The 26,000-nt window shown below is 47.3% G+C and carries 17 protein-coding genes and 1 tRNA gene; 6 read left to right on the plus strand and 12 right to left on the minus strand.

Going from position 1 to position 26,000, the window contains the following annotated elements; all coding sequences use genetic code 11:
- The first annotated feature begins 7 nt into the window (after positions 1–7).
- The 3 genes from IEV98_RS10035 to IEV98_RS10045 all read left to right on the plus strand — a co-directional run bounded on the left by IEV98_RS10035 (position 8) and on the right by IEV98_RS10045 (position 6,341).
- Positions 8–2,137 carry a ComEC/Rec2 family competence protein gene (locus IEV98_RS10035; RefSeq protein WP_188505704.1) on the plus strand — a complete coding sequence of 710 codons (2,130 nt, stop codon included), beginning with the start codon at positions 8–10 and terminating at the stop codon, positions 2,135–2,137.
- Complete coding sequence (locus IEV98_RS10040) at positions 2,130–4,016, plus strand: RecQ family ATP-dependent DNA helicase (RefSeq protein WP_188505705.1); 1,887 nt, start codon at positions 2,130–2,132, stop codon at positions 4,014–4,016. Before IEV98_RS10035 ends, IEV98_RS10040 begins: the two co-directional genes overlap by 8 nt.
- A 105-nt stretch (positions 4,017–4,121) precedes the next feature.
- A complete protein-coding gene (locus tag IEV98_RS10045; protein ID WP_188505706.1) occupies positions 4,122–6,341 on the plus strand; it encodes an NADP-dependent isocitrate dehydrogenase in 2,220 nt (739 codons plus the stop codon).
- Positions 6,342–6,346: 5 nt separating this feature from the next.
- On the opposite strand, the gene IEV98_RS10050 is transcribed toward IEV98_RS10045, so the two are convergent.
- The 4 genes from IEV98_RS10050 to rpsA form a co-directional block, all read right to left on the minus strand.
- Positions 6,347–6,805 carry a YciI family protein gene (locus IEV98_RS10050; protein ID WP_188505707.1) on the minus strand — a complete coding sequence of 153 codons (459 nt, stop codon included), beginning with the start codon at positions 6,803–6,805 and terminating at the stop codon, positions 6,347–6,349.
- Positions 6,806–6,815: 10 nt separating this feature from the next.
- Positions 6,816–7,379 (minus strand): YdeI/OmpD-associated family protein, encoded by a 564-nt coding sequence (locus IEV98_RS10055; RefSeq protein WP_188505708.1) that lies wholly within the window; start codon positions 7,377–7,379, stop codon positions 6,816–6,818.
- Between the two features lie 7 nt (positions 7,380–7,386).
- Complete coding sequence (locus IEV98_RS10060) at positions 7,387–7,911, minus strand: SRPBCC family protein (protein ID WP_188505709.1); 525 nt, start codon at positions 7,909–7,911, stop codon at positions 7,387–7,389.
- A gap of 155 nt (positions 7,912–8,066) precedes the next feature.
- Positions 8,067–10,010: a 30S ribosomal protein S1 gene (rpsA, locus tag IEV98_RS10065; RefSeq protein WP_188505710.1), complete on the minus strand. Its 1,944-nt coding sequence runs from the start codon at positions 10,008–10,010 to the stop codon at positions 8,067–8,069.
- 275 nt (positions 10,011–10,285) lie between these two features.
- Between rpsA and IEV98_RS10070 the strand changes: the two genes are divergently transcribed.
- Positions 10,286–11,212 carry an OmpA/MotB family protein gene (locus tag IEV98_RS10070; protein WP_188505711.1) on the plus strand — a complete coding sequence of 309 codons (927 nt, stop codon included), beginning with the start codon at positions 10,286–10,288 and terminating at the stop codon, positions 11,210–11,212.
- Positions 11,213–11,280: 68 nt separating this feature from the next.
- Here the strand turns inward: IEV98_RS10070 and IEV98_RS10075 are convergent, their stop codons facing one another.
- The 5 genes from IEV98_RS10075 to IEV98_RS10095 all read right to left on the minus strand — a co-directional run bounded on the left by IEV98_RS10075 (position 11,281) and on the right by IEV98_RS10095 (position 16,750).
- The gene (locus IEV98_RS10075; protein WP_188505712.1) at positions 11,281–13,410 is read right to left on the minus strand and encodes an ATP-binding protein; all 2,130 of its coding nucleotides are present in this window, start codon (positions 13,408–13,410) and stop codon (positions 11,281–11,283) included.
- An 83-nt stretch (positions 13,411–13,493) separates the two neighbouring features.
- Positions 13,494–14,507 (minus strand): YihY/virulence factor BrkB family protein, encoded by a 1,014-nt coding sequence (locus IEV98_RS10080; RefSeq protein ID WP_188505713.1) that lies wholly within the window; start codon positions 14,505–14,507, stop codon positions 13,494–13,496.
- Positions 14,508–14,510: 3 nt separating this feature from the next.
- On the minus strand, positions 14,511–14,918 hold the full coding sequence (locus IEV98_RS10085; RefSeq protein ID WP_188505714.1) for an acyl-CoA thioesterase: 408 nt from the start codon (positions 14,916–14,918) through the stop codon (positions 14,511–14,513).
- Positions 14,918–15,964 carry an endolytic transglycosylase MltG gene (gene mltG, locus IEV98_RS10090; RefSeq protein WP_188505715.1) on the minus strand — a complete coding sequence of 349 codons (1,047 nt, stop codon included), beginning with the start codon at positions 15,962–15,964 and terminating at the stop codon, positions 14,918–14,920. Before mltG ends, IEV98_RS10085 begins: the two co-directional genes overlap by 1 nt.
- Before the next feature lie 27 nt (positions 15,965–15,991).
- Positions 15,992–16,750, minus strand: coding sequence for a PASTA domain-containing protein (locus IEV98_RS10095; RefSeq protein WP_188505716.1), 759 nt, complete (start codon positions 16,748–16,750; stop codon positions 15,992–15,994).
- Between the two features lie 223 nt (positions 16,751–16,973).
- Here IEV98_RS10095 and IEV98_RS10100 point away from each other — a divergent pair, with 223 nt between their 5' ends.
- Entirely contained in the window at positions 16,974–17,987 is a 1,014-nt protein-coding gene (locus tag IEV98_RS10100; RefSeq protein WP_188505717.1) for a D-alanine--D-alanine ligase, read from the plus strand.
- Positions 17,988–17,995: 8 nt separating this feature from the next.
- Here IEV98_RS10100 and IEV98_RS10105 read toward each other — a convergent pair whose 3' ends face one another.
- From IEV98_RS10105 to IEV98_RS10115, 3 genes are all read right to left on the minus strand, one after another.
- Positions 17,996–23,584, minus strand: coding sequence for an alpha-2-macroglobulin family protein (locus IEV98_RS10105; protein WP_229738659.1), 5,589 nt, complete (start codon positions 23,582–23,584; stop codon positions 17,996–17,998).
- A gap of 63 nt (positions 23,585–23,647) precedes the next feature.
- The gene (locus IEV98_RS10110; RefSeq protein WP_229738660.1) at positions 23,648–24,751 is read right to left on the minus strand and encodes an MBL fold metallo-hydrolase; all 1,104 of its coding nucleotides are present in this window, start codon (positions 24,749–24,751) and stop codon (positions 23,648–23,650) included.
- A gap of 126 nt (positions 24,752–24,877) precedes the next feature.
- Positions 24,878–25,708 carry an alpha/beta fold hydrolase gene (locus IEV98_RS10115; RefSeq protein WP_188505719.1) on the minus strand — a complete coding sequence of 277 codons (831 nt, stop codon included), beginning with the start codon at positions 25,706–25,708 and terminating at the stop codon, positions 24,878–24,880.
- Between the two features lie 156 nt (positions 25,709–25,864).
- Here IEV98_RS10115 and IEV98_RS10120 point away from each other — a divergent pair.
- Positions 25,865–25,938: transfer RNA gene (locus tag IEV98_RS10120), tRNA-Arg, on the plus strand.
- The last annotated feature ends 62 nt before the right edge of the window (positions 25,939–26,000 follow it).

The following is a 26,000-nucleotide window of genomic DNA, read 5'->3' on the forward strand; positions in this document are numbered from 1 at the left end:
TAACCCGATGAGACCGCCAACACGTATCCGTATTGGCCATTTACCTTTTGTACGTTTCCTGCTTGCCCTGTTGCTGGGAATAGGGATAGGCTACGCTATGCCCCCACAGCAGTCGCTGCATAGCATGGCGTGGGCAATATTGGTCGTTGTACTCGTTGCCTTTCTGGGCGTCCTCTGCACTACCAGATTGAGGCAGCATAGGTACTATAGCGTCCTAGGCTTTTTCGCCCTCTTCGCTTGGTGTGTTGTTGGTTTTATAATGGTATGGCAGTCCGATCCAGCGATAGACCGATTGCATTTCAGCCGTTTCGAATCCAAGGGCTTAATTGGCCATATCGTTGATGAACCCGTGGTACATGGAAATCATGTCCGTTTTCCTTTTGAGGTTACTCAAGCATATGTAAGAGATGGAATCGCCCAGGTAGCTGGAAGATTGATGCTCACGATCAACAGGGAAAATAGCTTGTGCTCTCAGTCACTGAACTACGGTGACGAACTGCTGATACCAACTGGATACGAAGAGGTGTCACCACCATACAATCCTGGCGAGCTGGATTACAAGCGCTTTTTGGCTGGTAAAGATATTTGGCATCAGGATTACCTGCAGGCCGTCGAATTGAAAAAAATAAGCACGGGAAAGGGTAATCCGCTTATAGCCTATGCATTGGCGTTGCGCCAACGAATGGTTGTCAAATTTTCTGCGTATATTTCGGATAAGGATGCTTATTCAGTGGCGTCTACATTGATTTTGGGATATCGGGCGGAATTGAGCGATGCATTGCTCCAAGCATTCTCCAATACGGGTACCATTCATGTGCTGAGCGTATCGGGCATGCATGTGGTGATCGTATTCTGGTTGCTTTCCAAATTGCTTTGGTGGATGAATCGCCATCAATACCTCCGGACGGGTAAATTGGTGATTTTGCTATCGGCTGTATGGGGTTACGCTTTACTTACCGGCTTTTCGCCATCGATATTGCGCGCTACAATAATGATTAGTTTTGTAATGGCAGCTTCCCTCTTTGGTCAACAAAATCGCGTTTACAACAGTATTGCTGCATCGGCGTTTTTTTTATTGCTATATAATCCGAAGTTTATCATCGATATCGGATTTCAGCTTTCCTATCTTGCCGTTTTGGGTATTGTTTTCCTGTATCCCCTTATGCGAGCCGCTTTTCCAGTCGGCAACCGTTTGGTCAGACCTATTGTAGAATACACGTGGATGTCCGTTGGGGCTCAAGCGGGAGCAGGTCCACTGGCAGCATTTTATTTCCATCAATTTCCCGTATATTTCCTGCCCGCAAATCTGCTTATTGTCTTGCCAGCCAGTAGCATTATGTATCTCGGATTTGGTCTGTTGCTCGTGCCTCCAGGGCAAGTAGCCTCCTGGATAGGAATTGCACTGGAGAAATTGATTTTGTTGACGAATGCTTCATTGAGTTATATTGAGCAGTTACCCTTGGCAAGTATCGGGGGAATCTGGCTAACTTGGTGGCAGGACGCATTGATTTACATACTGATAGTTATGGCGGTGATATCGTTGGCGGCACGCAAAAAATATGGGGTTTATGCGGTACTGGGATGTACAACGCTATTGGTATGTTCTTCGTTTTCAACAACACTCCAATCGGACGACCGACAGGAAATCGTGCTATTCAATGTTAGACGCAATTTGGCGATTGGTTTGGTCGATGAACGGAAAGTTTGGTTGTATAGTAATTTGGCTTCTGTAGACGACCGGACAATCAGGTATTCTGTATTGCCCAAACTCGAGGCACATGTGCCCATTGAAAACATCCATTTCATACCACAAGACAGCAATTATCACGACCATCAATTATATGTAAAGGGTGGGGTAATCCAGTTTGACAATACAAGGCTTTTGGTCTACGACGGAACAGCCACGTACGGTGGGCGCTTGGACGTGGATATTCTTGTTCTGCGGAACAATCCACGCAAATCTCTTCAAACGTTACTCGCTACCATTAACTGCAGACTATTGTTGTTGGATGGTTCTAATTTCGATTCGACCATCGACCGGTTGGTAACAGAAGCCGGTGCCTTGGATATACCTGTGTATGTGTTAAAAGACAATTTTGCGTATGTTTGGAAGCTAGATGCCGATCATCATGAATAGCGTGGAGATTCTCCGGAAGTATTGGAAGCATGAATCGTTTCGACCTTTACAAGAAGATATTATCCGGTCAGTGCTATCGGGGCGCGATACGCTTGCGTTGATGCCTACAGGAGGGGGAAAGTCAATCTGTTTCCAGGTGCCGGCGATGGCGAAGGAAGGGATATGTATCGTGGTGACGCCCCTCATTGCCCTGATGAAAGATCAAGTGGAAAACCTTCGGGCAAGAGGTATTGAGGCAATATCCATTTTTTCGGGCATGACTAAGCGTGAAATTGACATTGCATTGGATAATTGCATCTATGGTCAGATTAAGTTCCTCTACCTATCTCCGGAACGACTTGCCAGTGATTTGGTACAGGAGCGGATCCGTTACATGAAGGTCAACCTCTTTGCTGTGGATGAAGCACATTGCATTTCCCAGTGGGGCTATGATTTCCGGCCATCTTATCTCCATGTTGTAGTGCTGCGATCGCTTCACCCCGGTATCCCTTTCCTTGCATTGACGGCCACGGCTACGGCTAAGGTAGTCGATGACATCCAAACGCAATTGACTTTTAGCAACGGCCACGTACTGCGGAAAAGTTTTTTCCGCGAAAACCTCGCTTACATGGCTTTTGAGGAAGAAGACAAGATGGGAAGGATGCTGCGCGTGATCCGGAAGTTGGGTGGTAGCGGTATTGTATATGTACGCAATAGGCGGGAGACGCAGGAAGTAGCCCGTACCTTGCTAAATGTAGGCATTTCGGCCGACTTTTACCATGCGGGATTGGAAACCCCCGAACGTGCGCGCAGGCAGGAAGCATGGATGAAGAATGACACGCGCATTATCGTGGCGACCAATGCTTTCGGGATGGGCATCGATAAGCCGGATGTACGTTGTGTCATTCACTTGGACATACCGGATTCGCTTGAAGCCTATTATCAAGAAGCTGGCCGGGCGGGGCGTGATGGTAAGAAAGCATACGCCGTATTGCTTTACCATCAAAGCGACCGCGATCAACTTGTGAAAAGTCACGCATTGAGTTTCCCATCCATCAATTATATCAAACAGGTCTATCAGCAATTGGCCAACTATTATCAGCTGGCTTATGGGGCAGGAGAAGGGCTCACACTGGATTTTGATGTTGCCGATTTTTGCGGTCGTTATAAACTGGATGTAATGGCGACGCTTAGCGCGCTGAAATTTCTCGAACGCGATGGATGGATCAGCGTAAGCGAAACGGTGTATTTGCCATCACGGGTTAAGTTTGAGGCAGGCCAAACAGACTTGTATAAATTTCAAGTAGAAAATGCAATTTATGATGCGATTATCAAAACCATTCTCCGAAGCTATGGCGGTGCGTTTGATGACTTCGTCCCGATTCGCGAATATGAATTAGCGAAAAGACTCGGTAAGACACGTTCAACCGTTATCGAAATGCTTGAATACCTTCAAAAAGCAGAAATCCTTACTTATCTTCCGCAGACAGACAGCCCGCAGTTGCAGTTTTTGCGGCCACGGATGGACGGCAAACATCTGCATATTGATAGCCAGTATATCCATGAACGAAAAACTACCAAACAAAACCAATTGCATGCCGTCTTCGCCTACCTCGATGGTCCGGCTTGCCGCAGTACACAATTGTTGACCTACTTCGACGAAGATAAATCGAAACCGTGCGGTATATGCGATCGTTGTTTGGTGGCCCATAAAAACGAAAATACAGAAGATCAGCTCATGGTAGAATTGGTGGAACTGTTGTCTGACGGCCCGCTGACCATCGATCAGCTGGTGTTGGGTTTACAATCGGGCGACGAAGCAACTCGCTTGGCGTTCATACGCAAACGATTGGACGAGGGGAGGTTGAATGTGAATGGGGATAAGTATTACTTAAAGTAAATTTGTGTGTGAAGTCTAACTTATGCTACAATGATAATACATGCGCTTAACTTGTAAATTCGGTCATTTTTAGCTACTTTTGCGATCGCAAACGGATATCAGATTATGTCAAAAAGTACCACGATTTTTTATACCAGAACAGACGAAGCTCCAGCCTTAGCCACGTATTCATTTTTGCCCATTGTCAAAGCGTTTACAGCCCCTGCCGGGATTTCGGTCGAGGAGAAAGATATTTCATTGGCAGGTCGGATCATCGCCAATTTTCCGGAATACCTTACGGATGGCCAAAAGGCGTCGGATGCCCTGGTCGAGTTGGGGCAGCTGGCCACGAAACCGGAGGCCAATATCATTAAACTTCCCAATATCTCAGCATCAATCCCACAGCTGAAAAGTGCCATAGCGGAGCTTCAAGCGAAAGGATATGCAGTACCCAATTATCCTGAAGAGCCGAAGACGGCGGACGAAAAGGCAATCAAAGCACAATATGCCAAGGTGTTGGGTTCAGCAGTTAACCCGGTATTGAGAGAGGGGAATTCCGACCGTCGCGCGCCCCGGGCGGTAAAAAATTATGCGAAGCAACATCCCCATTCCATGGGTGTTTGGGCGGCCGATTCGAAAACCCGTGTGGCATCGATGCCGGATGGAGACTTCTATGGGAATGAAAAGTCGATTACCGTACCTCAGGCAACCACATTCAGCATTGAGTTTGTTGATGAAAACGGATCCAAAACGGAGTTAAAGGCTGCAGCACCCTTATTGGCCGGAGAAGTTATCGACTCCTCCCGCCTAAGCATCAACGCACTGAAAAGTTTCGTAGTTCAGGCAATCAAGGCAGCAAAGGACGTAGGTGTATTGCTGTCTGCGCACTTGAAAGCGACGATGATGAAGGTTTCGGATCCCATTATATTCGGTGCTATCGTGGAAGTTTATTTCGAGCGTGTGTTTGAAAAATATGCCGGTTTGTTTGATGAACTTGGCGTGGATACGCGAAACGGTCTTGGTGATGTGTTTGTGAAAATTGCCGGGCATTCACAAGAGGCAGCGGTGAAAGCCGATTTGGCTGCCGCTATTGAAAATGGCCCCGACTTGGCGATGGTCAATTCGGACAAGGGCATCACCAACCTGCATGTGCCTTCGGATGTCATCGTGGATGCTTCTATGCCGGCCATGATACGTAGTTCGGGTAAGATGTGGAATAAAAATGGCGAATTGCAAGATACGATTGCACTGATACCGGACCGTTCGTACGCAGGCATTTACGTCGCAACCATCGAAGATTGCAAAAAACACGGTGCTTTCGATCCCTCGACCATGGGGTCGGTCTCTAATGTGGGGCTCATGGCCCAGAAGGCTGAAGAATATGGATCACATGACAAGACTTTCCAAGCAACGTCCAAGGGTACCATACAGGTAGTGGATGGCAAAGGAAATGTGTTGATGGCACAGAACGTAGAAGTTGGCGATATTTTTCGCATGTGCCAGACAAAGGATGCGCCAATTCGTGATTGGGTAAAGCTGGCGGTGAACCGCGCACGCCTGTCTAACACACCTGCTGTATTCTGGTTGGATGAAAATCGTGCTCACGATAGGCAGATCATCGATAAGGTCAATACGTATCTGAAAGACCATGACATTGCTGGTCTGGATATCCGTATTTTGAATCCCGTGGACGCCACGAAATTCTCGTTGGCGCGTATCCGTAAGGGCGAAGACACAATTTCCGTGACTGGTAATGTGCTGAGGGATTACCTTACTGATTTATTTCCGATACTCGAATTGGGTACGTCAGCGAAAATGCTATCCATCGTGCCGTTGATGAATGGCGGGGGCCTATTCGAAACAGGGGCGGGGGGATCTGCACCCAAGCATGTGGAGCAATTTCTCCACGAAGGGTACCTGCGGTGGGATTCGCTGGGTGAGTTTCTGGCGTTGGCCGTTTCGTTGGAACATGTAGGGCAAACCCAGGGTAATGCCAAGGCGTTGGTATTGGCGGAAGCGCTGGATGCCGCGACGGAGAAGTTCTTGGAAACCGACAAATCACCGGCTCGAAAAGTAGGCCAGATCGACAATCGGGGTTCACATTATTATTTGGCAATGTATTGGGCAGAGGCGTTAGCTACTCAGGGTAAAGACAACGAACTCCGTGTGTTATTTTCCCCAATAGCCGAAAAACTGAAGGCCAGCGAAGATAAAATCAACGAAGAACTGGTAGGCGCCCAAGGCAAGCCACAGGACATCGGTGGTTACTATTGGCCGGATGAGGCTCGGGCTGAGCAAGCCATGCGTCCCAGTGAAACATTGAATTCGGTTATTGCATCGTTGTAATTACCTTAAGGGTGGGTCTTCGACACCCGATCACTCACTTTCAGGTAAGTGGGTAAGGCAGCAGAACCGTACCAATCAAAAAGCTCCGCTTCCAGGAGCTTTTCTTTTATGGCTGGATCTGTCTGCAATAGTGTGATCACTTCTTCTTTGCTTTTTGAATCGAAGACAAAGAGGCCGCGGTAGCTGTGGTCGTTTTTCCCAAAGGGCCCCGCTACGATTAGTTTTTTCATCTTCACCAGCCTGTTGATGTTGTCCATGTGCCCCCGGAACAATTCGCCCACTTTTTGCTTATCGTCAATCTGGATAGTGCCGGTTTTCAAGATAACAAAAATATAGGATTTCATGCCGTATTCATCGGCTCCCAATGAGTCGGCCAGGGCTTTGTCATAATTTGGGTTGTCGGTTTGCGCGGTAACCCCAGCGCACCACACTATTACAAGAACAAGTAGGGAAAGCAGTTTCATTTCGTATGGCCTATTTCTTATACTTGTCGTGTAAGCCTATCCCTTGCAGAATAAGTGGCTTGATTCTTTCGATCCTTGCCAGTTTAGTGGTTTCCCGTTTAGCTTCAGTGATGTACTCTAGGTATTCATTTTTTTTATATGGGGTAAGCCTTTCGAAGTGTTGCCGAAGTGGCAAGTCCTTCAAGGCTTGTTCGAACTGCGGCGGTATGGGGAGTTTTCCCTTGGGTTCGGATTTCAGTTGCTTACCCGCTTTTTCGTTCACTATAGCTTCGTTGAGATAGGCAAGAATTAGTGCCTCGTTGATTTGGTCTTGTGCGGTAAAGCGCCACTGTCGTAAAGATTTGGTTCTTCCCTCTTGTGCATTTGTCAAGACATTGCTTTCATCCTTGAGAAAAACGCCGTTGTAGAACCACAGTGTGAAGTGGGATTTAAACCCCGCAACCCCGACTACATTGCGACCATTGTGAGTGTATACCGGTATGCCCCACTTGATGGTTTCTTCGAGTGCAGTTTTTTGGATAATGGCTTGCAAGGCAGCCAGTTCTTCCTGCCAGGGGGCTATTATTTTGCTCATGCGCTGCTTACTGGCTTTCCAGAATTGTTTTTAGGCTCTCCAACCCTTTATCGAAATCATCGCCCATGTCGAAAAATAGTGACATGAGGTTGAATGGGTAGGGTGATTTGCCCGAAATCCCCCATTTCACAACCGTTTGGTTCGACCCCGCTGCTTCGGTAAGCATATAGCACGCTGCTTCGGATTCAATAGGTGTTTTGAAGCGTAATTTGGTGTCCATTCGTTCGCCTTCTACAATGTTGGTGATTTCTTGTTCGCCCTGGCCTATCTTTTCGCCATCCCAAGCGTATATAAAGCCAACAGTGCCATCGGTACCCGAGGTCGTGTTTTTGACGGAAGGATCCATCTTATGCCACGTGTCGTAGTTCTTTTGATTGCTTAGGTGTTTGATGTAGTCAAATACTTCCTGTTTCGGCTTGTTAATCGTGATTTGACGTTCGCTGGTAAATTCACGTTTGACAAAAAGCGCAGCAATCAACGGAATGGCAATGATTACTGCCAAGATAATCAAAATCTTTTTTACAGTTTTCATAATATTAGAGGTTAGTCTTCTTAAAACAAACTTAGCAAATGTTTTTTTATATGATGAAAAAAAACAGGCAACTTATGATAGGCTAATTCTGGCACAAAAAAAACTCTCCTTGTGTAACAAGGAGAGTCATTCTATTTTGTTAATAGCTTAAGCTATTATTTTTTGGCACGTTTGGCGCTTTCTTCACCTTCCAACTGCTCTTTCAACTGTGCAAGAACATCAAGGTCGCCCAATGTAGACTTCTCGACAGATTCTTTCACTTTTTTCACTGCTGAAGAAGCTGCTTTGGCTTCCTTCTTGCGGTTGTTGAAATCCTCCATCCGTGCTTCCGCCCGTTGGTCTTCCCAGATACGGGAATGCGAGATGACTACGCGCTTGTTTTCCTTGTTGAATTCAATGATTTTGAAATCAGAGACTTCGTCTAGTTTCAACACGCTGCCGTCTTCTTTCACGCTATGTTTTGCCGGAGAGAATCCTTCAACGCCGTAAGGAAGTGCTACAATATTACCCTTTTCACCAACTTTGATGACCGTTCCCTGATGGATGGAATCAAGCGTAAAAATGGTTTCGAACGTATCCCAAGGATTTTCTTCCAATTGTTTGTGACCAAGGCTCAACTTGCGGTTTTCTTCGTCGAGCTCCAAGACGACAACCTCCAACTCTTCACCAACCTTGGTGAATTCATTGGGATGGTTGATTTTCTTCGACCAAGAGAGATCGGAGATGTGGATCAATCCATCGATGCCTTCTTCCAATTCGACAAACACACCGAAATTGGTCATGTTTTTCACCACAGCTTTTTGCTTGGAACCTATCGGATAACGATCAGCGATATTTTTCCAAGGATCTGGTGTCAATTGTTTGATTCCAAGGCTCATCTTGCGATCATCGCGATCAAGTGTAAGGATTTGCGCTTCCACTTCGTCGCCCACCTTCAGGAATTCCTGAGGACTACGCAAGTTCTGTGACCACGACATTTCGGATACGTGGATCAGGCCTTCCACTCCCGGAGTGATTTCTAGGAATGCACCATAGTCGGCTACAGTTACGATTCGGCCTTTCACTTTTGAACCGATTTCCAATGTGGTATCCAATGACTCCCAAGGATGCTCGGTCAGCTGTTTCAAGCCGAGTGCAATACGTTTTTTCTCATCGTCGAAATCCAATACCACGACGTTGACCGTCTGATCGAGCTGCAATACCTCTCTCGGATGCTCGATACGGCCCCACGAAATATCGGTAATGTGTAGCAAGCCATCCACACCGCCGAGGTCGATAAATACACCGAAATCCGTGATGTTTTTGACCGTGCCTTCAAGTACCTGGCCTTTTTCGAGCTTGGAGACGATTTCGGATTTTTGGTTTTCCAAGTCGTCTTCGATAAGCACTTTATGTGATACGACTACGTTTTTGAACTCATGGTTGATTTTCACCACTTTGAATTCCATGGTTTTACCCACGTAAATATCGTAGTCACGTATTGGTTTAATGTCAATTTGCGATCCCGGCAAGAATGCTTCAACGCCTTTGATGTCCACAATAAGGCCACCTTTGGTGCGGCTCTTCACGAAACCATCAATAATGGTGTCGTTTTCAAGTGCTTCATTGATTTCTTCCCAAGATTTCTGGGTTTTTGCACGTTTACGCGAAAGCACCAACTGTCCGTTGGCATCTTCCTGTGATTCGACGAATACGTCTACCGCATCACCCACTTTCAGATCTGGGGTGTCACGGAATTCAGAAAGGGATACCAAGCCATCAGACTTGAAACCGATGTTGAGCACGACGTCCTTGTTGTTGATGGATACGACGATACCCTGTACGATTTCACCCCTGTTTACGGAATTGAAGGTGCCTGCGTACAGGTCTTCTAATTTGGAGCGTTCCTCATCGCTGTAATTGCCGAAACCTTTTTCTTCTTTATCCCAATCGAAGTCGTCATCGGGCGTACTCCAGGTGGTTGATTTGATTTCGTCAATAAACGTCGAATCGGCTTCCGACTCGATGTCTTCCTTTTCTTTCACTAAGGTTTCCCCAGTGTCTTGAAGTTCAGCTGCTTTGGCTGCTAGTTCCTTTTCTGCTTCTTGTTTTTTTGCCATTAATTCATTTGTCTCCTTTTTCCCGATTTTTATCGGGACTGCAAAGGTATGAAAAACTTTTATTTATTTTATTTATAGGTAGTTGTTATTTTTATTTTGTTATTAGGGTTAACCTGCTTCTTTTAGGAGTTAGTTATTATTTAGCGCTGCATGTACTGTTTTCGTTATTGTCGAAGAATGAACGCCGGATTGCCGTCGGTAACTTGGTTTGGATATTTTTGGCATCATGTTGGCATAATGGTAAGAAAAGATTGAAAACGAAAGGAGTGTATATTATGAAACGATTATCACTATACATGGGATTAGCCATGATTGCGGCCACACTGTTACTGCCCGGATGCGTGGGTACAAGGAAATATCGAACACTGCAGGAAAACTACGATGCCGTACTTTTGAAAGAACGGGAGGTGAGCGCGCGTTATCAGGATGTGCAGCGTCAGCTTTCGTCGGCCAATACGCAGATAAAGAGCTTTGAAGACCAGCTCGCTTCGGAGCGCGCTAATGTAAAAGCGTTGCAGGACGCACTCGACAAATGCCTATCTTCGACCAATCAAGGTAATGTAAATATCTCCAAGCTGGTCGATGAAATCAATGCTTCCAACCGGTATATCCAGCACTTGGTGAACGCCAAGAATAAAAGCGACTCGCTCAACATGGTGCTGACCAACAACCTTACTCGCTCGCTAAGCAGGGAAGAAATGCAGGATGTAGATGTACAGGTACTAAAAGGGGTGGTGTACATTTCCCTTTCAGACAATATGCTATACAAATCTGGAAGTTACGAAATCTCAGAACAGGCAGGGGAAACACTCAGCAAGATCGCAAAGATTATCATGGATTACAGCGACTACGAAGTGCTAGTTGAGGGTAATACGGACAATGTGCCAATTTCGCAAACGAACATCCGCAACAACTGGGATTTAAGTGCCTTGCGTGGCTCGTCCGTTGTGCAAGCGTTGCAAAATGAATATGGCGTGGATCCTAAGCGTCTTACCGCCGCCGGACGGGGTGAATATAATACGGTTGCGAGTAACGATACTGAAAGCGGAAGAACGCGTAACCGCCGCACCCAAATCATCATTACCCCAAAGCTCGACCAGTTTATGGAGTTGATTGATAAAGCGCCTGAAAACGAGGCGACGACTGCTACCGACTCTGTACCCGCAGGTATGACGGAAGTGCTCCCCATCGAGCAACCGTAACACCTCGCCAGCTAAATTAAGGGGCATAAAAAAAGCCAATAGCTATTGGCTTTTTTTATGCCCCTTAACTACTTATTGTCAAGTGCACGCATGATCGTCTTGACGATTTCGGCTTCGGTGAAAGGTTTCTCGATAAAACCATCAAAAAAAGCTTCAGCTTGATTTTCTTCCGCATATTTCAAGGTGGACATGTCAGCCGAGATGGCCATTACTCGTATTGCTTTGAACCGTTCTTCCCCGCGGATTTTTTCAAGCAACTCCAAACCACTCATGCCCGGCATGTTAATGTCTGTAATCACTAGATCGACCAAGTGAGCATTCAAGGAAACCAGTGCATCTTCACCGCTGTTGACGGTATGGATACTACCAACGTCCTTGAAAAACTGCTTCATAAGCAAGATATTGATCGGATTATCGTCCACAACTAGGAGTCGGAGATTAGGGGGGAGGTCCGATAGTTTTGCCTTCCGCTGTTCGTGCGTTTCGATCCTACTATCCGAAAATGGGATGTCGGCAAAAAAAATGGAGCCCTTCGCTGGCTTGCTCTTCACGCCGATGGCGCCACCTAATTCTTCAGCCATGATTTTGGATATATATAATCCCAGGCCGATGCCGCCCGAATTGGCATTGGTTGTGAAGTATTTACGGAATATCTGATGTCGGTCTTGTTCGTTGATGCCGATTCCGCTGTCTTCGATTTCGATATGTAAATTAGGTTGGCTGTCTGTGTTGGATAGTGATGCCCTAAAAATGATTTCACCTTTTTGGGTGTATTTAATGGCGTTGCTCAAGAAATTGGAGGCTATTTGCCGGATCCTAAATTCGTTACTCACCAAGCTCAGCCTTGGATCGATGTCAATTTCGGTATGCAGTAGCAAGTTTTTCAACTCCGCCTGGTTCTTATGCAGGGCTACGACATCCAGAAATGATCGGTTTGGTGAGAAATAATCCTTTGCGATGCTGCCTTTATGGGATGCTTCTAATTTGCTTAAACTCAGTATATCAGCGATGTTATTGCTGATGATGTTGATGCTGTAATAGGCGGAATCGATTAATTTTTCATCAATCGCTTCGGAAGCAGCCCTATTCTTCAGCAAATCAATGATACCCAATAGGGAGTTGAGTGGGGTGCGGATTTCATGACTGATGTTCGCTAATACACTGGTTTTTTCCTCGGCAAGCTTGGAAGCATAATCCTTTTCAAGATGCAGCCTACGCTCGTATGAACGGGCATAAAACTGATAATATACCAGCGCTACAATCATGATGAACATCAATATCAATGCAAAAATCAGCTGCTTGCCAAATAAATTTATGTTTTCTTTATAAAGTGAAAAATCACTTTCTTCCGCCTTGCGCAGGGTGTATACATCAAGTGTTTTGATGATTTCCATGCTTTCCTTCAGCCTATTCAGTAAATCGATATTGGTCGTAATCAATTGCCTTTCCTTTTCCTGAAGTTGCAGAAAGGTCTGCCGCAGATTGGTGATACTACCCAAATACGATTGTTCTAACCCAGCTTGAGCCGCCGATAAATTATCACGCAGTACAGACATCCGTTCAACATCGAGACTATTATGTTCGCTGGAAATCACGATGGTGTCGTCTTTGGTGTTGAAAATACGTTTGAGTAACCCTGGCCGTTTTCTTACAATGGTATCCTTCGTGATTGTTGTCGTGGTATCGCTCAAAACCTGATCGACGACAGACTCGACCTGGAGGGGGCGAACCGGTTTTAGATGATCATTGCTTAATAGACTCAAAGAATCATTGGTGTGCAACACAAGATGGTCCAGCTTTTTTTTGAGTGCAGCAAATTCCATTGCGATTTTCTGTTGGTCTTCAACCCTCAGCATGGGGTTATTCAACGGATTATCCGAAAATGGTAGGGATTCTAATGAATCGACGAAGCTTTTGAGCAAATTAAGCTTGCTGAGATATTTTGTATAACTGCTGTCGCTGAATTCCAATGTATAGAGGCGAAACGTGTTTTCTGCTTCGCTATAGGTGGAAAACAGGTAATTCAGGTTGTCCGAACCGGCTTGCCGGATTTGATACGCTTCGGTCAGCTTCCGCTCAAGTACGCGGTATTGGCCATATTGATAGATGAAGACTGCCCCGATAAAAAGGAACAAAACGACGAAGCTGCACAGTAGTAAAATTCTTACCGTTGGTGTATTTTTAGTGTTTTGCTTCATGGTTAAGCGGCCGGTTCATAACAGGACGGCCAAACGTTTTAGCGCGACAAAAGTAGCCTAAAATTTCATGTATGGCAAAATTTTTAATCGCGATGGGTGCTGCGCTTGGTATTACCATCCACATTCTCGGATGTCGTAGTGGGTTTAAAGGTGTTAAATGTCCGCGGTCGCACAATTTTGATGCTTTGTTTGGAGAGCGCTATACTGGCATTGAGTTCGAATCCAACAAGTAGGATGAGGGAATTGAGGTATAGCCAAATCATAATGACAATCAATGTGCCGATTGAACCGTAGAGCTTGTTATAAGCATTGAAATTGTTGATATAAAATGCAAAACCCGAAAAAGTCAGAATAGCCAAGATGGTAGCCAGCATGGCACCCGGACTGAAAAGTCTCCATTTCCTCGACGACGCAGGGCCGAATTTATAAAGAATGCTGACCGTTAGAAAATAGATGCCAAATAAGATTAGCCAGCGGGAGGCTGTGATGACAAAGCTCCAAAATGCCGCGTTAAACTCGATATTTTCGCGAAGGTAGCCAATTACATAGCCCGCAGCGGTAAAGATGGTCATCCCCACTGCCAGCGCCATGATAATCATTAATGTCAGACAGATGGCCACGAGTCGTTGCTGACCCCAGCTGCGACTTTCTATAATAAGTGAAGCTTTGTTGAACGCGAGCATCAATGAGCTTACACCGTTGGTTGCAAAAAATGTGGCCAAGATAAAACCGATTGAAAGCAAGCCGCTGTTTTGGTTTTTCACAATGTCCTCCAGTGTGGACTCGACCGTTAGGAACGCATTTTCAGGTATTACCACCTCCATGAAGTCGAGTAGTTGCTCTTGAAAATTGTCAATCGGGATATAGGGAATGAGCGTAAACAGAAAAATGATGCCGGGGAAAATAGCCAACATAAAATTGTAGGCCAATGAGGAGGCTTTATTGAGGATGGCTTCGCGGGCGATTTCCTGGAAAAAAAAAGTGGCCACGGTATAAAGGGGCAACGCACCGAATCCTGGAAGGACCACAATTTTAGTCCATTCAATAAATTGGAAATAAGGTCGGAATCTAAGTAAAGTGCGGTGAATCCAGTTCATTGTCTAGTCGAAATGTGTTTGCACCCGTTCCATAAAATCACGGGGAGCCATGCAGGGCTTGTTGCGCTTCATGTCTACAAAGACCAGGGTAGTGCTACCACTGTTGAGTAATTCGCCCCCTTGGTTAAACAAATCATAGTCAAATCGAATTTTAACGCTGGGTTTTTCTTTCAAATACACCTTTACCGTGATTTCCTCATCATAGCGCGCTGGTTTTAAAAACCGGGAGTGCAGTTCCATCACTGGTAGCATGATGCCGCTTTCTTCCAGCGCTTTATATGAAAATCCTAAGCTTCGAAATAGCTCCACGCGGCCCACTTCGTAAAAGGTAGCGTAATTGCCATAATACACGTATCCCATCTGATCGGTTTCTGCGTATCGAACCCTTACTTTGGTTTCAAATGTGTACATTAGCGCTTGATGTTCCTTTCGTTGAGTGCCTGCTGAAACTTGCGCGCGTTGATATTGTGCTCCGCTTGTGTCACAGCAAAATTGTGGTAACCGGAAAAATCATCTTTTGCGCACATGTACAAATAATCGTGCTGTTGGTAGTTCAATGTCGCGTCAATGGAAGCAATGCTTGGCATCATGATGGGACCCGGCGGCAATCCCCGATATAAATAAGTGTTGTAAGGTGAGTCAGTGCGTAAATGTCGGTACAACACCCGGCGGATAGTGAAATCGTTGTTGGCAAAAATTACGGTGGGGTCGGCCTGAAGCAGCATGCCTTTGCGAAGCCTATTGAGGTATAGCCCGGCAATGGATGGCATTTCGTCGGTATGTAGGGCCTCTCCTTTGACAATGGATGCCAATACACCCACTTCTTGTGGACTGAGATTGAGCGCCGCAGCTTTTTCTCGGCGGTCGTCATTCCAGAACTTTTGATATTCTTCATTCATCCGGTCGGCAAAGCGCTCGATCGACGTATTCCAGTAAAATTCATAGGTGTTCGGGATGAACATACTGAGAAAATTTTCGGTATTAAAGCCATAGCGAGTAGCGAGGCTATCGTTGTTGAGCAAGTTGATGAAGGCAATGGAATCCGGTTCAAGCTGCTTCGCCAATACCGTCGCTAAATTTTCCTTGAGTCTTACGTTCTCGAAGCGGAGTTTCACTGGTTCTTGAAAACCACCCCCCAATTTATTGATTAGCGTACGATTGTTCATGCCGGGTTCCAGTTTGTATTTACCCGGTTTTACGCGGCCGGGATAGTCCATCTTATTGGCAGCCCACCGGAAAGCAGCGGTATCATCAACGGCATGCAATTCCGATAGGTTGGTCATGATGTCTTCAAAATCCCAGTGCGTATAAATATACAGATACTCCGCTTCCGCAGTGACATTGGGGGCAAAAAATGCCTTGTAATATTTATAGGCTATTACGCCGCCTACCGCGATTACCATCGCTGCAACAATCAATAGTGTAGCGAACAGTCCTCTTCTCTTCTTTTTTTCCATGTAAGCTTCTGCAATTTCTTTTTTATATCACTGATTTGCAAGTGCAATATTAATGGGGGTACCTATGCTTACTTTCGGGTCTCCCGGGGTAGGTGTTTGGGAGACGACTGTTGCACTGAGGCTGTCAGCTATCAGCCCCATGTAATTAACAGACCCCAATGTCAGCGAATTGCCTTGCAATGCAAATCTAACTTGCTCCAAAGTGAGACCGGTCAAATCCGGGATCTGTATTTCACTGGCACCACGGCCATCGCCCAATACCAGGTCTACTGTTGAACCTTTCGGGATCGGGCGTCCGGCGTTGAGCTTTTCACCGCCGAACTTAACATCTAGCACCACGTCACGGGCAATATCCGGTATGTAGATGGTGTCTCCTAATTTAACACCATAACTGTTTAAGATTGCACGCGCTTCCACAAAGGTCTTCTCCACAAGGTCGGGGAATGCTACTTCCGGCGCGGTACGGGTAATGATCGTTAAGTATAACGTCCTGTTTTTCTTAACTTTAGTGTTTGGGTCGGGATCTTGCTCAATCACCAGGCCGGGTTTTTTATCTACCTGATAGACGGAGTCAAGGTCATATTCAAACCCTTGTGATTGTAATTTTTTCACCGCCTCATCGATTAGGATTCCCTTCAATTCGGGTACTAATACGGATTCGTTGTGGCGGGTGTAATGGCGGAGACCAAAAACGATGGCCAGAAAAAAGACAGTCAGCCCGATTAGGGCACCGATGAGATGTTTTCTGAAGATCTCTGTCCGTAGGTACTGGAGAAGTTTTACCATGTTTAGTATTATGATTTCGCGCTATGTGCAATTTAACGTGATGTTAAGCAATATTAGCGCCATAGTTTGTACCCCGTAAACCAAAACGAAGTATATTGGACAAAATTATTCGTTTTTCCGGGCATCGCAAATTATATTTCGTCTGATTGGCCATATTTCATTGGCTGTTGCGCGCAAACGATAACTTGCATATCAAAGGTAACTTAGCTAAGTTTGCCGAATCATGAAGGTAAGCATTGCACTGATAACCGGGGGGTACACCGCCGAATCCGAGGTCTCGCTGAAAAGCGCAGCGTTTGTATTCCAACAGCTAGACAAATCGAAGTATGACGTCTATACCATCACCGTCACGAAGGATAGTTGGTTCCATGTTGCAGATAATGGGATCAGGTATGAAATCAATCGGGATGATTTCACATTGCCCATAGATGATCGTATCATCCGCTTTGATCTGGCTTTTATCATGCTGCACGGGTCGCCGGGAGAAGATGGCCGCCTTCAAGGGTATTTTGACATGGTGGGATTACCCTATACTTCTTGCGATGCGCTAACATCTGCGCTGACGATGAATAAAGCCTATACAAAGGCAGTATTGGTGGGTATTCCCGATTTGTATCTGGCCAAGTCTATACAGTTATTCGAATCTCAACGAAGTGAGGCTGTAGATACGGTGAAGCGGGAGCTATCGATACCTTATTTTGTAAAACCGAACGCGGGCGGGAGCAGTATTGGGATGACCAAGGTAAAAGCACACCTGGAGTTGCATGACGCTATTGAAAAGGCATTTAATGCCGAAAACACGGGCAGACAGGTCCTCGTCGAGGAGTTTGTCGATGGCCGGGAATTTTCGGTTGGCATTTACCGAAAAGGGAATGGGTTGGTTGTATTGCCGGCTACCGAGGTAATCACCGAACGTGAGTTTTTTGACTACGAGGCGAAGTACATCGCTGGGCAGAGCACGGAGATAACGCCCGCTGATCTGACATCGGATCAACGAGCGCGTGTTGAAAGGCTTGTAAAAGCTATCTACACCCGGCTCAATTGCAAGGGTATGGTGCGTATCGACTTTTTTTTGGAAAACGGTACCGACCGTTTCTTTTTTATCGAGATCAATACCATACCGGGACAAACCGCGCAGAGCTTCATTCCGCAACAGATTCGTGCGGCGGGAATGACCGAAACCGAGTTTTACGGCGGACTGATCGAGCAAGCCTTGGTTGGTGATTCACTGCATTAGCGCGTCTATCATTGTTCTATCACCTCTACCCACTGCCCCGTCATGATGGCTTGAATTCTATTGTCATACATCGCCTCGGCACTTACTGATGGCAGGAAATAACGGCCTGCATACGAGGCATTGAGTAATACCCTGTAGGTAAGTGTCTCTTGCTGCCTGATATTGAAATGGGTGAGCACCCGGTCATCCCGGATATCTTTATAGGTAGCCGGAGATGAACGCAATGCAGATTCGGTATCGGCTAGCCTCGTGTTGATGATTTCCCAACCGGAAGGGAAGATCTGGGCAAGCGCCATATGTTCGTATGTACCCATACTTCCCGTATTCTTAAGCGTCACCTCGGCAACAAAATCCGTACCCTGAGCCAATGTTGCCGGATTGATGGCTTCCCCATTGTTGTTGGTATAACGCACGTTCATCGTGAGTAACTCCGGATTGTTGCGCATTGGCGGGTTTTCTCCAATGGGCAGTTGACCCTCCCGTACGACACGGACATATAGCTTATTACTGCCGTTGTTTTGGATGCGGAGCTGGTTTTCTGGATTGTTCATGTCGATGGTAATTCGGTGCAGGTAGGTCTCTGCGGTTACCCTGTTCGATTTGCCGTTCAACGTATATTCAAAATTGTTTTTACCCTGGTCGTTTCCGCCAAACTTGCCAATGGCAAGCAAGGCGAAGGCCGTGGTTTGCGTACTGTACCAACTGTCGTTGTCTAGTCCGGCGGCGACCGCAAGCAAGAGTCGCTCGGCATCCGGACGACGTCCCATCAGGCCCATCGTTTCGAGGATCATTGCTCGGTCTCGAAGTGAAGAGCCGAAGGTGTAGCCGGCATGTTCATAGGGCTTCACTTCGGTCGTACGGTTTTTCACCAACTGGTTGGCCACAATACCCTGCCCGGCCAGTTGATAGGCCGCCGCTAGTCGCCACGCAGCTTCATCAGATAGGTAAGGGAATTCCTTGAGCCTGTTCATCGCACCGATTTCAGGGGCTTTTGCAAGCGCGAGCAGGTACAGCCGATACGCCTGCACGAGATCTCCACCACGCCAATTGTATTGATTGGGCGTCCAGACCTGTGCCATACTCCGTTGGTATCGGAGCCATCCATCGAGGAATCCCGCGGGCAATTCGTATCCCTTGGCCTGCGCTTCCAATAGGAAGTGGCCGGCATAATTCGTACTCCATTCATCGGCCTCCTGCGCACCCGGCCAGTAGCCCAATCCGCCATCGGAGAGCTGATAGTTGCGGAGTCGGTTGATGCCCGCTTTGATATTCCGATCGATGGCAGTTTTATCCTGCTCTTTCAATTCGACTAGCCTGTCCAACATCAGTTGGGGGAAAACCCCTGATGTAACTTGCTCTACACAGCCATACGGATAGCGGATGAGGTAATTTAGGCGCTTGCTGAGGTTAATTGGGGGGAGTGCCGATACCTCAACCATTGCGGTATTGCGATTGCCTGGTCCGAGGGGCTCAATGCCTTGTTGCCATGTGCCACCGCCGCTTATCTCGGCCTTATCCACGGAAGTAACGAACGGGTTGGGATTGCGGATATCGATTTCGACCTCGTATACAGCGGTCTCACTACCGCTTTTTGCCACAGCACGCAATTTACCTACCCCAGTGTTACTGCCGGCTGTGACGGTGGCGTAGGCCATTTGCTCGCCCTGTTGCGCAAATCTCACCGTCTGTTTTCCGCTTTTTACGGATAGGCCACCCGAAGCGGACACCTCCAGATTTACCTGCTTGATATGGTTTTCCATAGCAAAAACGGTGAGCGGCAATTTGAATGTCTCGCCGGGGCCGATGACACGTGGTAGCGTCGCCAGTAACATGAGCGGTTTCTTGACGGCCACTGCTTTTTCAGCAAAGCCGTATGCGCCATCCTGCCCAGCAACGACCATTGCGCGTACGGAGCCGATGTACTGGGGTAAGGTGAACTCATGGGTGTTTTTCCTACCCTTGTTCAACGTAAATGGCCCAAGGAATTTGACCACCGGTTGAAACCGGTTGGCTTTAGCGGGGTTTACGTTGCGGTCGATTTCGCCGTCGCCACCAATGCTGAGGATGCGTTCGAGATCGCCCCCCCAAGCGCCAAGCACCTGATCGAATAGATCCCAAGACGTAACGCCCAATGCTTCGCGGGCATAAAAGCTGGCATGTGGATCGGGCGTTTTGAAACGGGTAAGGTCAAGCAACCCTTCATCCACAATGGCGACAGTATAGGTCATGGCCTTGCCATTGGATTCGGATACGGTAATGCTTGATTTCGTTTCCGGGCGGAGTGTCTCCGCGATACTGATTTGCGGTTTAAGGATAGTTTTCGGATTTTCAATCAGTAGCGGTATCACCCCGTACATGCGGATGGGTAGATCGTTAGCCGTCTGTTGATGCGGTTGTAAGAGTGTCACGTTCACAAAAACGTTGGGTGCCATTTCTTCCGTGGCCTTAAAGGTGTACACGGTTTGCCCCTGTTTGGTATCTATCCACCAACTTTGGAGCACGCGGCTACCGTTTTCGATACTGATCAGGCCTCGTCCACCGGCGGAGGAAGGGATGGTCAATGTTACTTCCTCGCCCGCACGATAGGTCTCTTTATCGGCCGTAAAGGACAGCATGGATGCCTCAGTAGGATTGTTTTGCTGTTCGCGCTGTGCCCATCCCGGCCAGTCCACATATAGCGTCTTACCCGAGGAATGCCCGCTTTCCAGATCGACCACCCGCACCAGGTAGCGTCCCCAGTCCGGATAGTTCACGCGGATTTTCCATTTGCCGCTGCCATTGTTGAGTGTAATGGTTTCTTTTTTCAGCAATTGGTTATACTTGTCTTGTGTGAAATTGCCGAGGTATTCCTCTTCTTGGTTCCACCACCAGCGCCACCGGATTTTGTAAAATTCCACCTGTACGCGTCGGTTTCCCGTTATTTTTTTGCCGTCTGCATCCACATCCACGATATCCACTTCGTGATCTTCGTCAGTGAGCAGCATCCCCGACATGCGATCGCCCGTCGGGGTGCGTAGACCCACATAGCTGGTATAAGGACTATATGGTACGGTGATGTTGTCGATACTGAAATTCCCGCCAGGTTCGAACACACGAGTGGTAAAGTTGGCCCGGAGCATGCCCGGAGCACCGTTGGTAGCAGCGATATCGGCAGAAAAGGAAGCTTTGCCTTCCCCGTCCAATGTACCATCGAACAGCACCTGACTTTCTGTGGCAAAACTGCGGGTCGGATCGTCAAACGTATGCTGCCGGTAATCGGTAAATGCGGTGCTCGTCGGTGAGACGACCGCCTCTACACGTGCTTTGAGGTTTTGTACATCGGCACCGAAAAGCCATTTGGCGGATAAGTTGATGGGCGTGCTGCTTCCCTTACTGAGCACCTTGCGGCCACCAAAACCGAGGTCTATTTTCAGTCGATTGGGCATCACGGTCTCGATTTTCAACGTCTTCTGAAAAACCGCTCCACCCACACTTACCTTGGCTATCCAATTGCCTGTGGGTGCGGTTGTTTCCGTTTTGGCTTTAAAGGTGTAGAAGCCGTTAGTATGTTTGGATTCCACCAGCCTTTTGTTCAGCTGACCCTTGGGGTTATAAAGCTCGAAGGTTACCGGGTGGCCTTCGGGGAGATTGGCCGATTGGTTTTCCATGATGAACCCCACAAAAAGGGAATCACCGGGTCGCCATACGCCGCGCTCGCCGTAGATGAAACCTTTGATGCCTTTCTGTACCACGTCGCCCCCTACATCAAAGCGGCTTAACGGCAGGGATGAGCCGTCATCCAATTTGAGGTATCCACGCTCTTCATTTTTGGCCGCGATGAGCATGAACGGTTTACGAGGTGCCTCAATATGGGCAAATCCGTCACTATTGGTCACAGCGGTTTGAATGACTTGCTGCTGATAATCCAGTAATTTTATTTCCACCCCCTCCAGTGGCTCGGCGGTGAGGATACTGGTTGCTACCACGGTGACGCTATTGTCATTGCCTCGCTTGGTGATGAGTCCGATGTTTGACGCAAGCATATCCCGGCTGGCCCAACGCTCTGTGGTATAGTAAGCACTATGGCACGGATTGTCGCGTTCGTCCCAGTCGTAATCGTAGGGATAGTAGTTGTTATACCGCGACCAAAATTCGTCATCTTCGTCGATGTTATCGGAATAATAATAGTTGGACTGTCCGGCTTCCGCATCGGCTATTTCTGCCGGGTCTGCATCACTGCATGGGTATACCGAATAGCTGTGGCGGAAACCGATCAATACGCGGTAAATCGCTCCCGGCTCAGTTTTCAGGAGCTGATCGATGTCTAGGGAAAAGCGGTTTTTACGGCGGAGATTTATACTTTTGTCAGTGTCTAACGCGATGGTCTTCTGTACGACGGGTTTAGCTACACGTCGCAATTCATACTTGCTGTCGTAGGTGTTTTGAAAATATTGGGGCACATTGTTTTCGAAAATTTTGACGATGGTCACGTCCACTGCGCGTAGGTTGACGGCCTCAAAGGGCATCGTTAGTTTGCCGGATCCAGGGAGGATGGTCCCTTTGCCGGGAATGGTGACCGATGGTAGCCTGTTTTCGAAATTAACGTTTGCAGCGTATGCGGCGGTAATTTTCTGCGTATTGATGTTTTCCACGCCTTCATTGACTGCGATGGCATAATCGCCCTCCAGGCGATCCGGTGCATACACCTTCACTTCGCTGCCATCGATGGTATAACGGGCATCCGTTATGCCACTGATTGCGATAAGCCCATCAAGTTGTTGCGCGACGAGTATCGGATCGGAAAATTGAACCAATACATATTGCTCCGGTTCATGTACTGCCCGAATATCCAGTACCTTGAAAGCACCGATTTCCGGTACCTCAAGTTCCGTAATGTCTTTCTTTTCCGAATCGATCGGTGAGCCATCCCAGCGCAGGACGAGCTTTCCCGGCTTTTTATCCCTAGCGATGGAATCGATGGTGAATGAGGAGATACGGGTTTCGTTATTATGATCCCATTTGATGGCCATCGTGTTGTTCCCAAGGGTGGCCGTTAATAGCTGCTCAATGCGTTCGGGCTGTTCCACGTCGGCCAGGCGGACCCGTCCGGTGAGTTTCATGCGATCAAGCGCATTATTGGTTTGGGCCTTAAGACCATCCATTTCAGCATGATAGGAAGGATCGATAACCTTTAGTTTGAATGCGAACGTCTCCAATTCTTTACTAACCTCAGTCACCTGGCCGAGGTCAAACCTGACGTGGTATTCCTGGCTGGGTTCAAGTTGTTTATCCGGCCTGAATTCCAAGGTGCGCGCATCCACCCAATAGGTCTTTCCTTTTACTGTCGGACTGATGGCGAAAAGCTGGCGAGGTTCTTCCTCATTGGTTTGCTGGAAGGTGTTTACCTGTGAGGCAAGACGTATGCGTATCGTGCTTTCACGCGAAACCACACCGGTGGTATATCCCTCGATATATTTGGCAAAGGCCGAATTAGTAGCATTTATTTCGGTAGATTGGGTATATTTCCAAATAAAGAACGTAATGATTGCAACGACGATTACTCCCCCTGCGGCAATAAGCGTGGTCTTGCGCGCTGGGCTCCAATTAGCCATATCCATAGTTACCGGGTTTTTACGAAAGCGAATGTACGCAAAAGGGGATATAAATTACCAAATCGTAACTTAATTCTTCCCTTCCCACCAATGAGAAAAGGTCTGTGTGCTGTCTTGCAAATAGACGGGCTGACCGATCATCGGTGTTAACAGGTTCAGGCCAGTCTTCTGCTTATTGGCTTCGGTAATGCTCACTAGGGGGGCATCCCATGCATGCATGGCTAATGAAAACTTGGAATTGTGGACAGGTAAAATATGGGTGGCACCAAGATCTTCGGCAGCGCACAATACCTGTTCAGGAAGCATGTGGATATAGATCCAGTAAGGGTTGTACTGGCCATCTTCTAGGATGGCCAGATCGAAAGGTCCGTATTGCCGGCCGATTTGGGCAAAATGAGATCCGTAGCCGCTATCGCCACCAATAAAAATACGGCGTGAGGGCGTGTTCAGTACAAAGGAAGCCCATAATGTGCCGTTACGTTTGAAAGCCCGACCCGAAAAGTGGCGTGCCGGAGTGGCACGCAAGGAAAATCCATCGGCTAGACCGGCTGATTCGTGCCAGTCAAGTTCCACGATTTTTCCGGCCGGATATCCCCAATATTCAAGGTGTGCCCCCACACCCAGCGGGCAGATAACTCCGCCGACTTTTGGTTGAAGTTTCTTGACGGTATTGTAATCGAGATGGTCCCAATGGTCGTGTGTGATAACGAGGTAGTCGATGTCTGGCATGTCCTCGGCGTGGTAGTTGGTCGTTCCCGGAAAACTCTTCGTCGTGAACGATACCGGCGATGCATTGCCGTTAAATACTGGATCTACCAGTATCCGCTTGCCATCTATTTGAAGGAAATAGGAAGAATGACCGAACCAGACCAATACATCTTTGTGGATGTCGAGCGCATGGAGGTCGGTTTGGACATACGGAATGCTATCTATAGGTACCTGCCGCGGTGTTTTATCGAACAAAAAACTCCATAATACAGTAAGCATATTAGTTCCTTCTGCAAGATTTGGCGTATCCTCCATATTTTGAAAGCTTCCGTCCTTGTAGTTTGGGGAGCTTTTAATCCGCTCTAGCCGCTGGCCCACGGGTGCTTTGCCAAATGGTGGTTGTCGGATAAATAGGGCGATACCTACGACTAGAATTACACAGAGCGCCAAAAGAGATATAAGCATACGGGTAATGGTTTTTCTCATGCCAATATTTGGACCAATAAAAAGGCAAAGTAACCACACTCAGCAAGATATCACAACTGACCGTTTGATTTTTACATTGGTTTGACGGCTTCAAGCCGGTAACCGCTATTGAATTCGATCAAGGAATTCAATCAGCTCGACATTGAAGCGGGTGGCGTCTTCTAGGTTGGGAAGGTGACCGCATTCGGGGATTTCAACATACGTTGCATCGGGGATGTTTGATGCGAGGATGTCGGATTGCGCCTTGGTGGTGAGGCGATCTTCGGCACCGCGAATGACCAGCGTAGGAACAGCGATAGTCTTTAAACTATCCGTGGTGTCGGTACGGGCGGCCAAGGCAAGTAAGGTGGCGCAAATATTGCTTTCGGTATTCCTACGGATACTGCTTTTGATCAGGTCGATAGCGGGCTGATTTTCGCCTAAGCTTTTTTGGGAAAAAACGTTATTGACAAAGCCAATGGAAAATGCCCGCTTGCCATTTTTGAGCACAGACTGGATACTGTCAAATCGTTTCAGTTTTGCAGCGTTGTCGTCTGCCAGGGAATTAGTGTCGCTCAATAACAGGCCCGCGAATGCTTCAGGTTGGATTTCGTGAGCACGCAGCGCGATGTATCCCCCCATTGACACCCCACAGAGTACAACTTTGGGGATAGCCAGTTTTCTTAGGAACACTAACAGGTCTTTGGCAAACACATCTATGCTGAAGAAACTATGCCCGGCAGTGCTATTACCATGCCCGCGTACATCCACTGCGATACCCCGCACTGTGGACGGCAACGATTCCAATTGGGGTATCCACATATTTTTGTTGAACGGAAAACCATGAACAAATACGACGGTGTGTGCTGGTAGGTCTGCGTCCTTGAGTAAATAGCTTATGCTGATATCTCCAATACGAATCCGCTTTCGCTTGATTAGGCTTTTATTGTATTCCATATGGGTTTGTAACATTTGCAAAGTAAATATGTTTTGCTTTTAAAGATAATAAAATCAGGGGACTAATCCAATATTGTCCGGTAGTCCTTTATTTTTTCCAAAAATATTTCGTTGATATCAATCAGATTTCTATCTTTGCAGACCGATTCGGGGAATGCGCTTGTAGCTTAACTGGATAGAGCACCTGACTACGGATCAGGAGGTTAGGGGTTCGACTCCCTTCAAGCGCACATGTTTCACTCACATAGCCTAGTCAATATGCCGATTAGGCTATTATTTTTCACGCGTATAT

Origin of the sequence: Parapedobacter pyrenivorans, from assembly GCF_014636865.1 — a bacterium.
Classification (GTDB): domain Bacteria; phylum Bacteroidota; class Bacteroidia; order Sphingobacteriales; family Sphingobacteriaceae; genus Parapedobacter; species Parapedobacter pyrenivorans.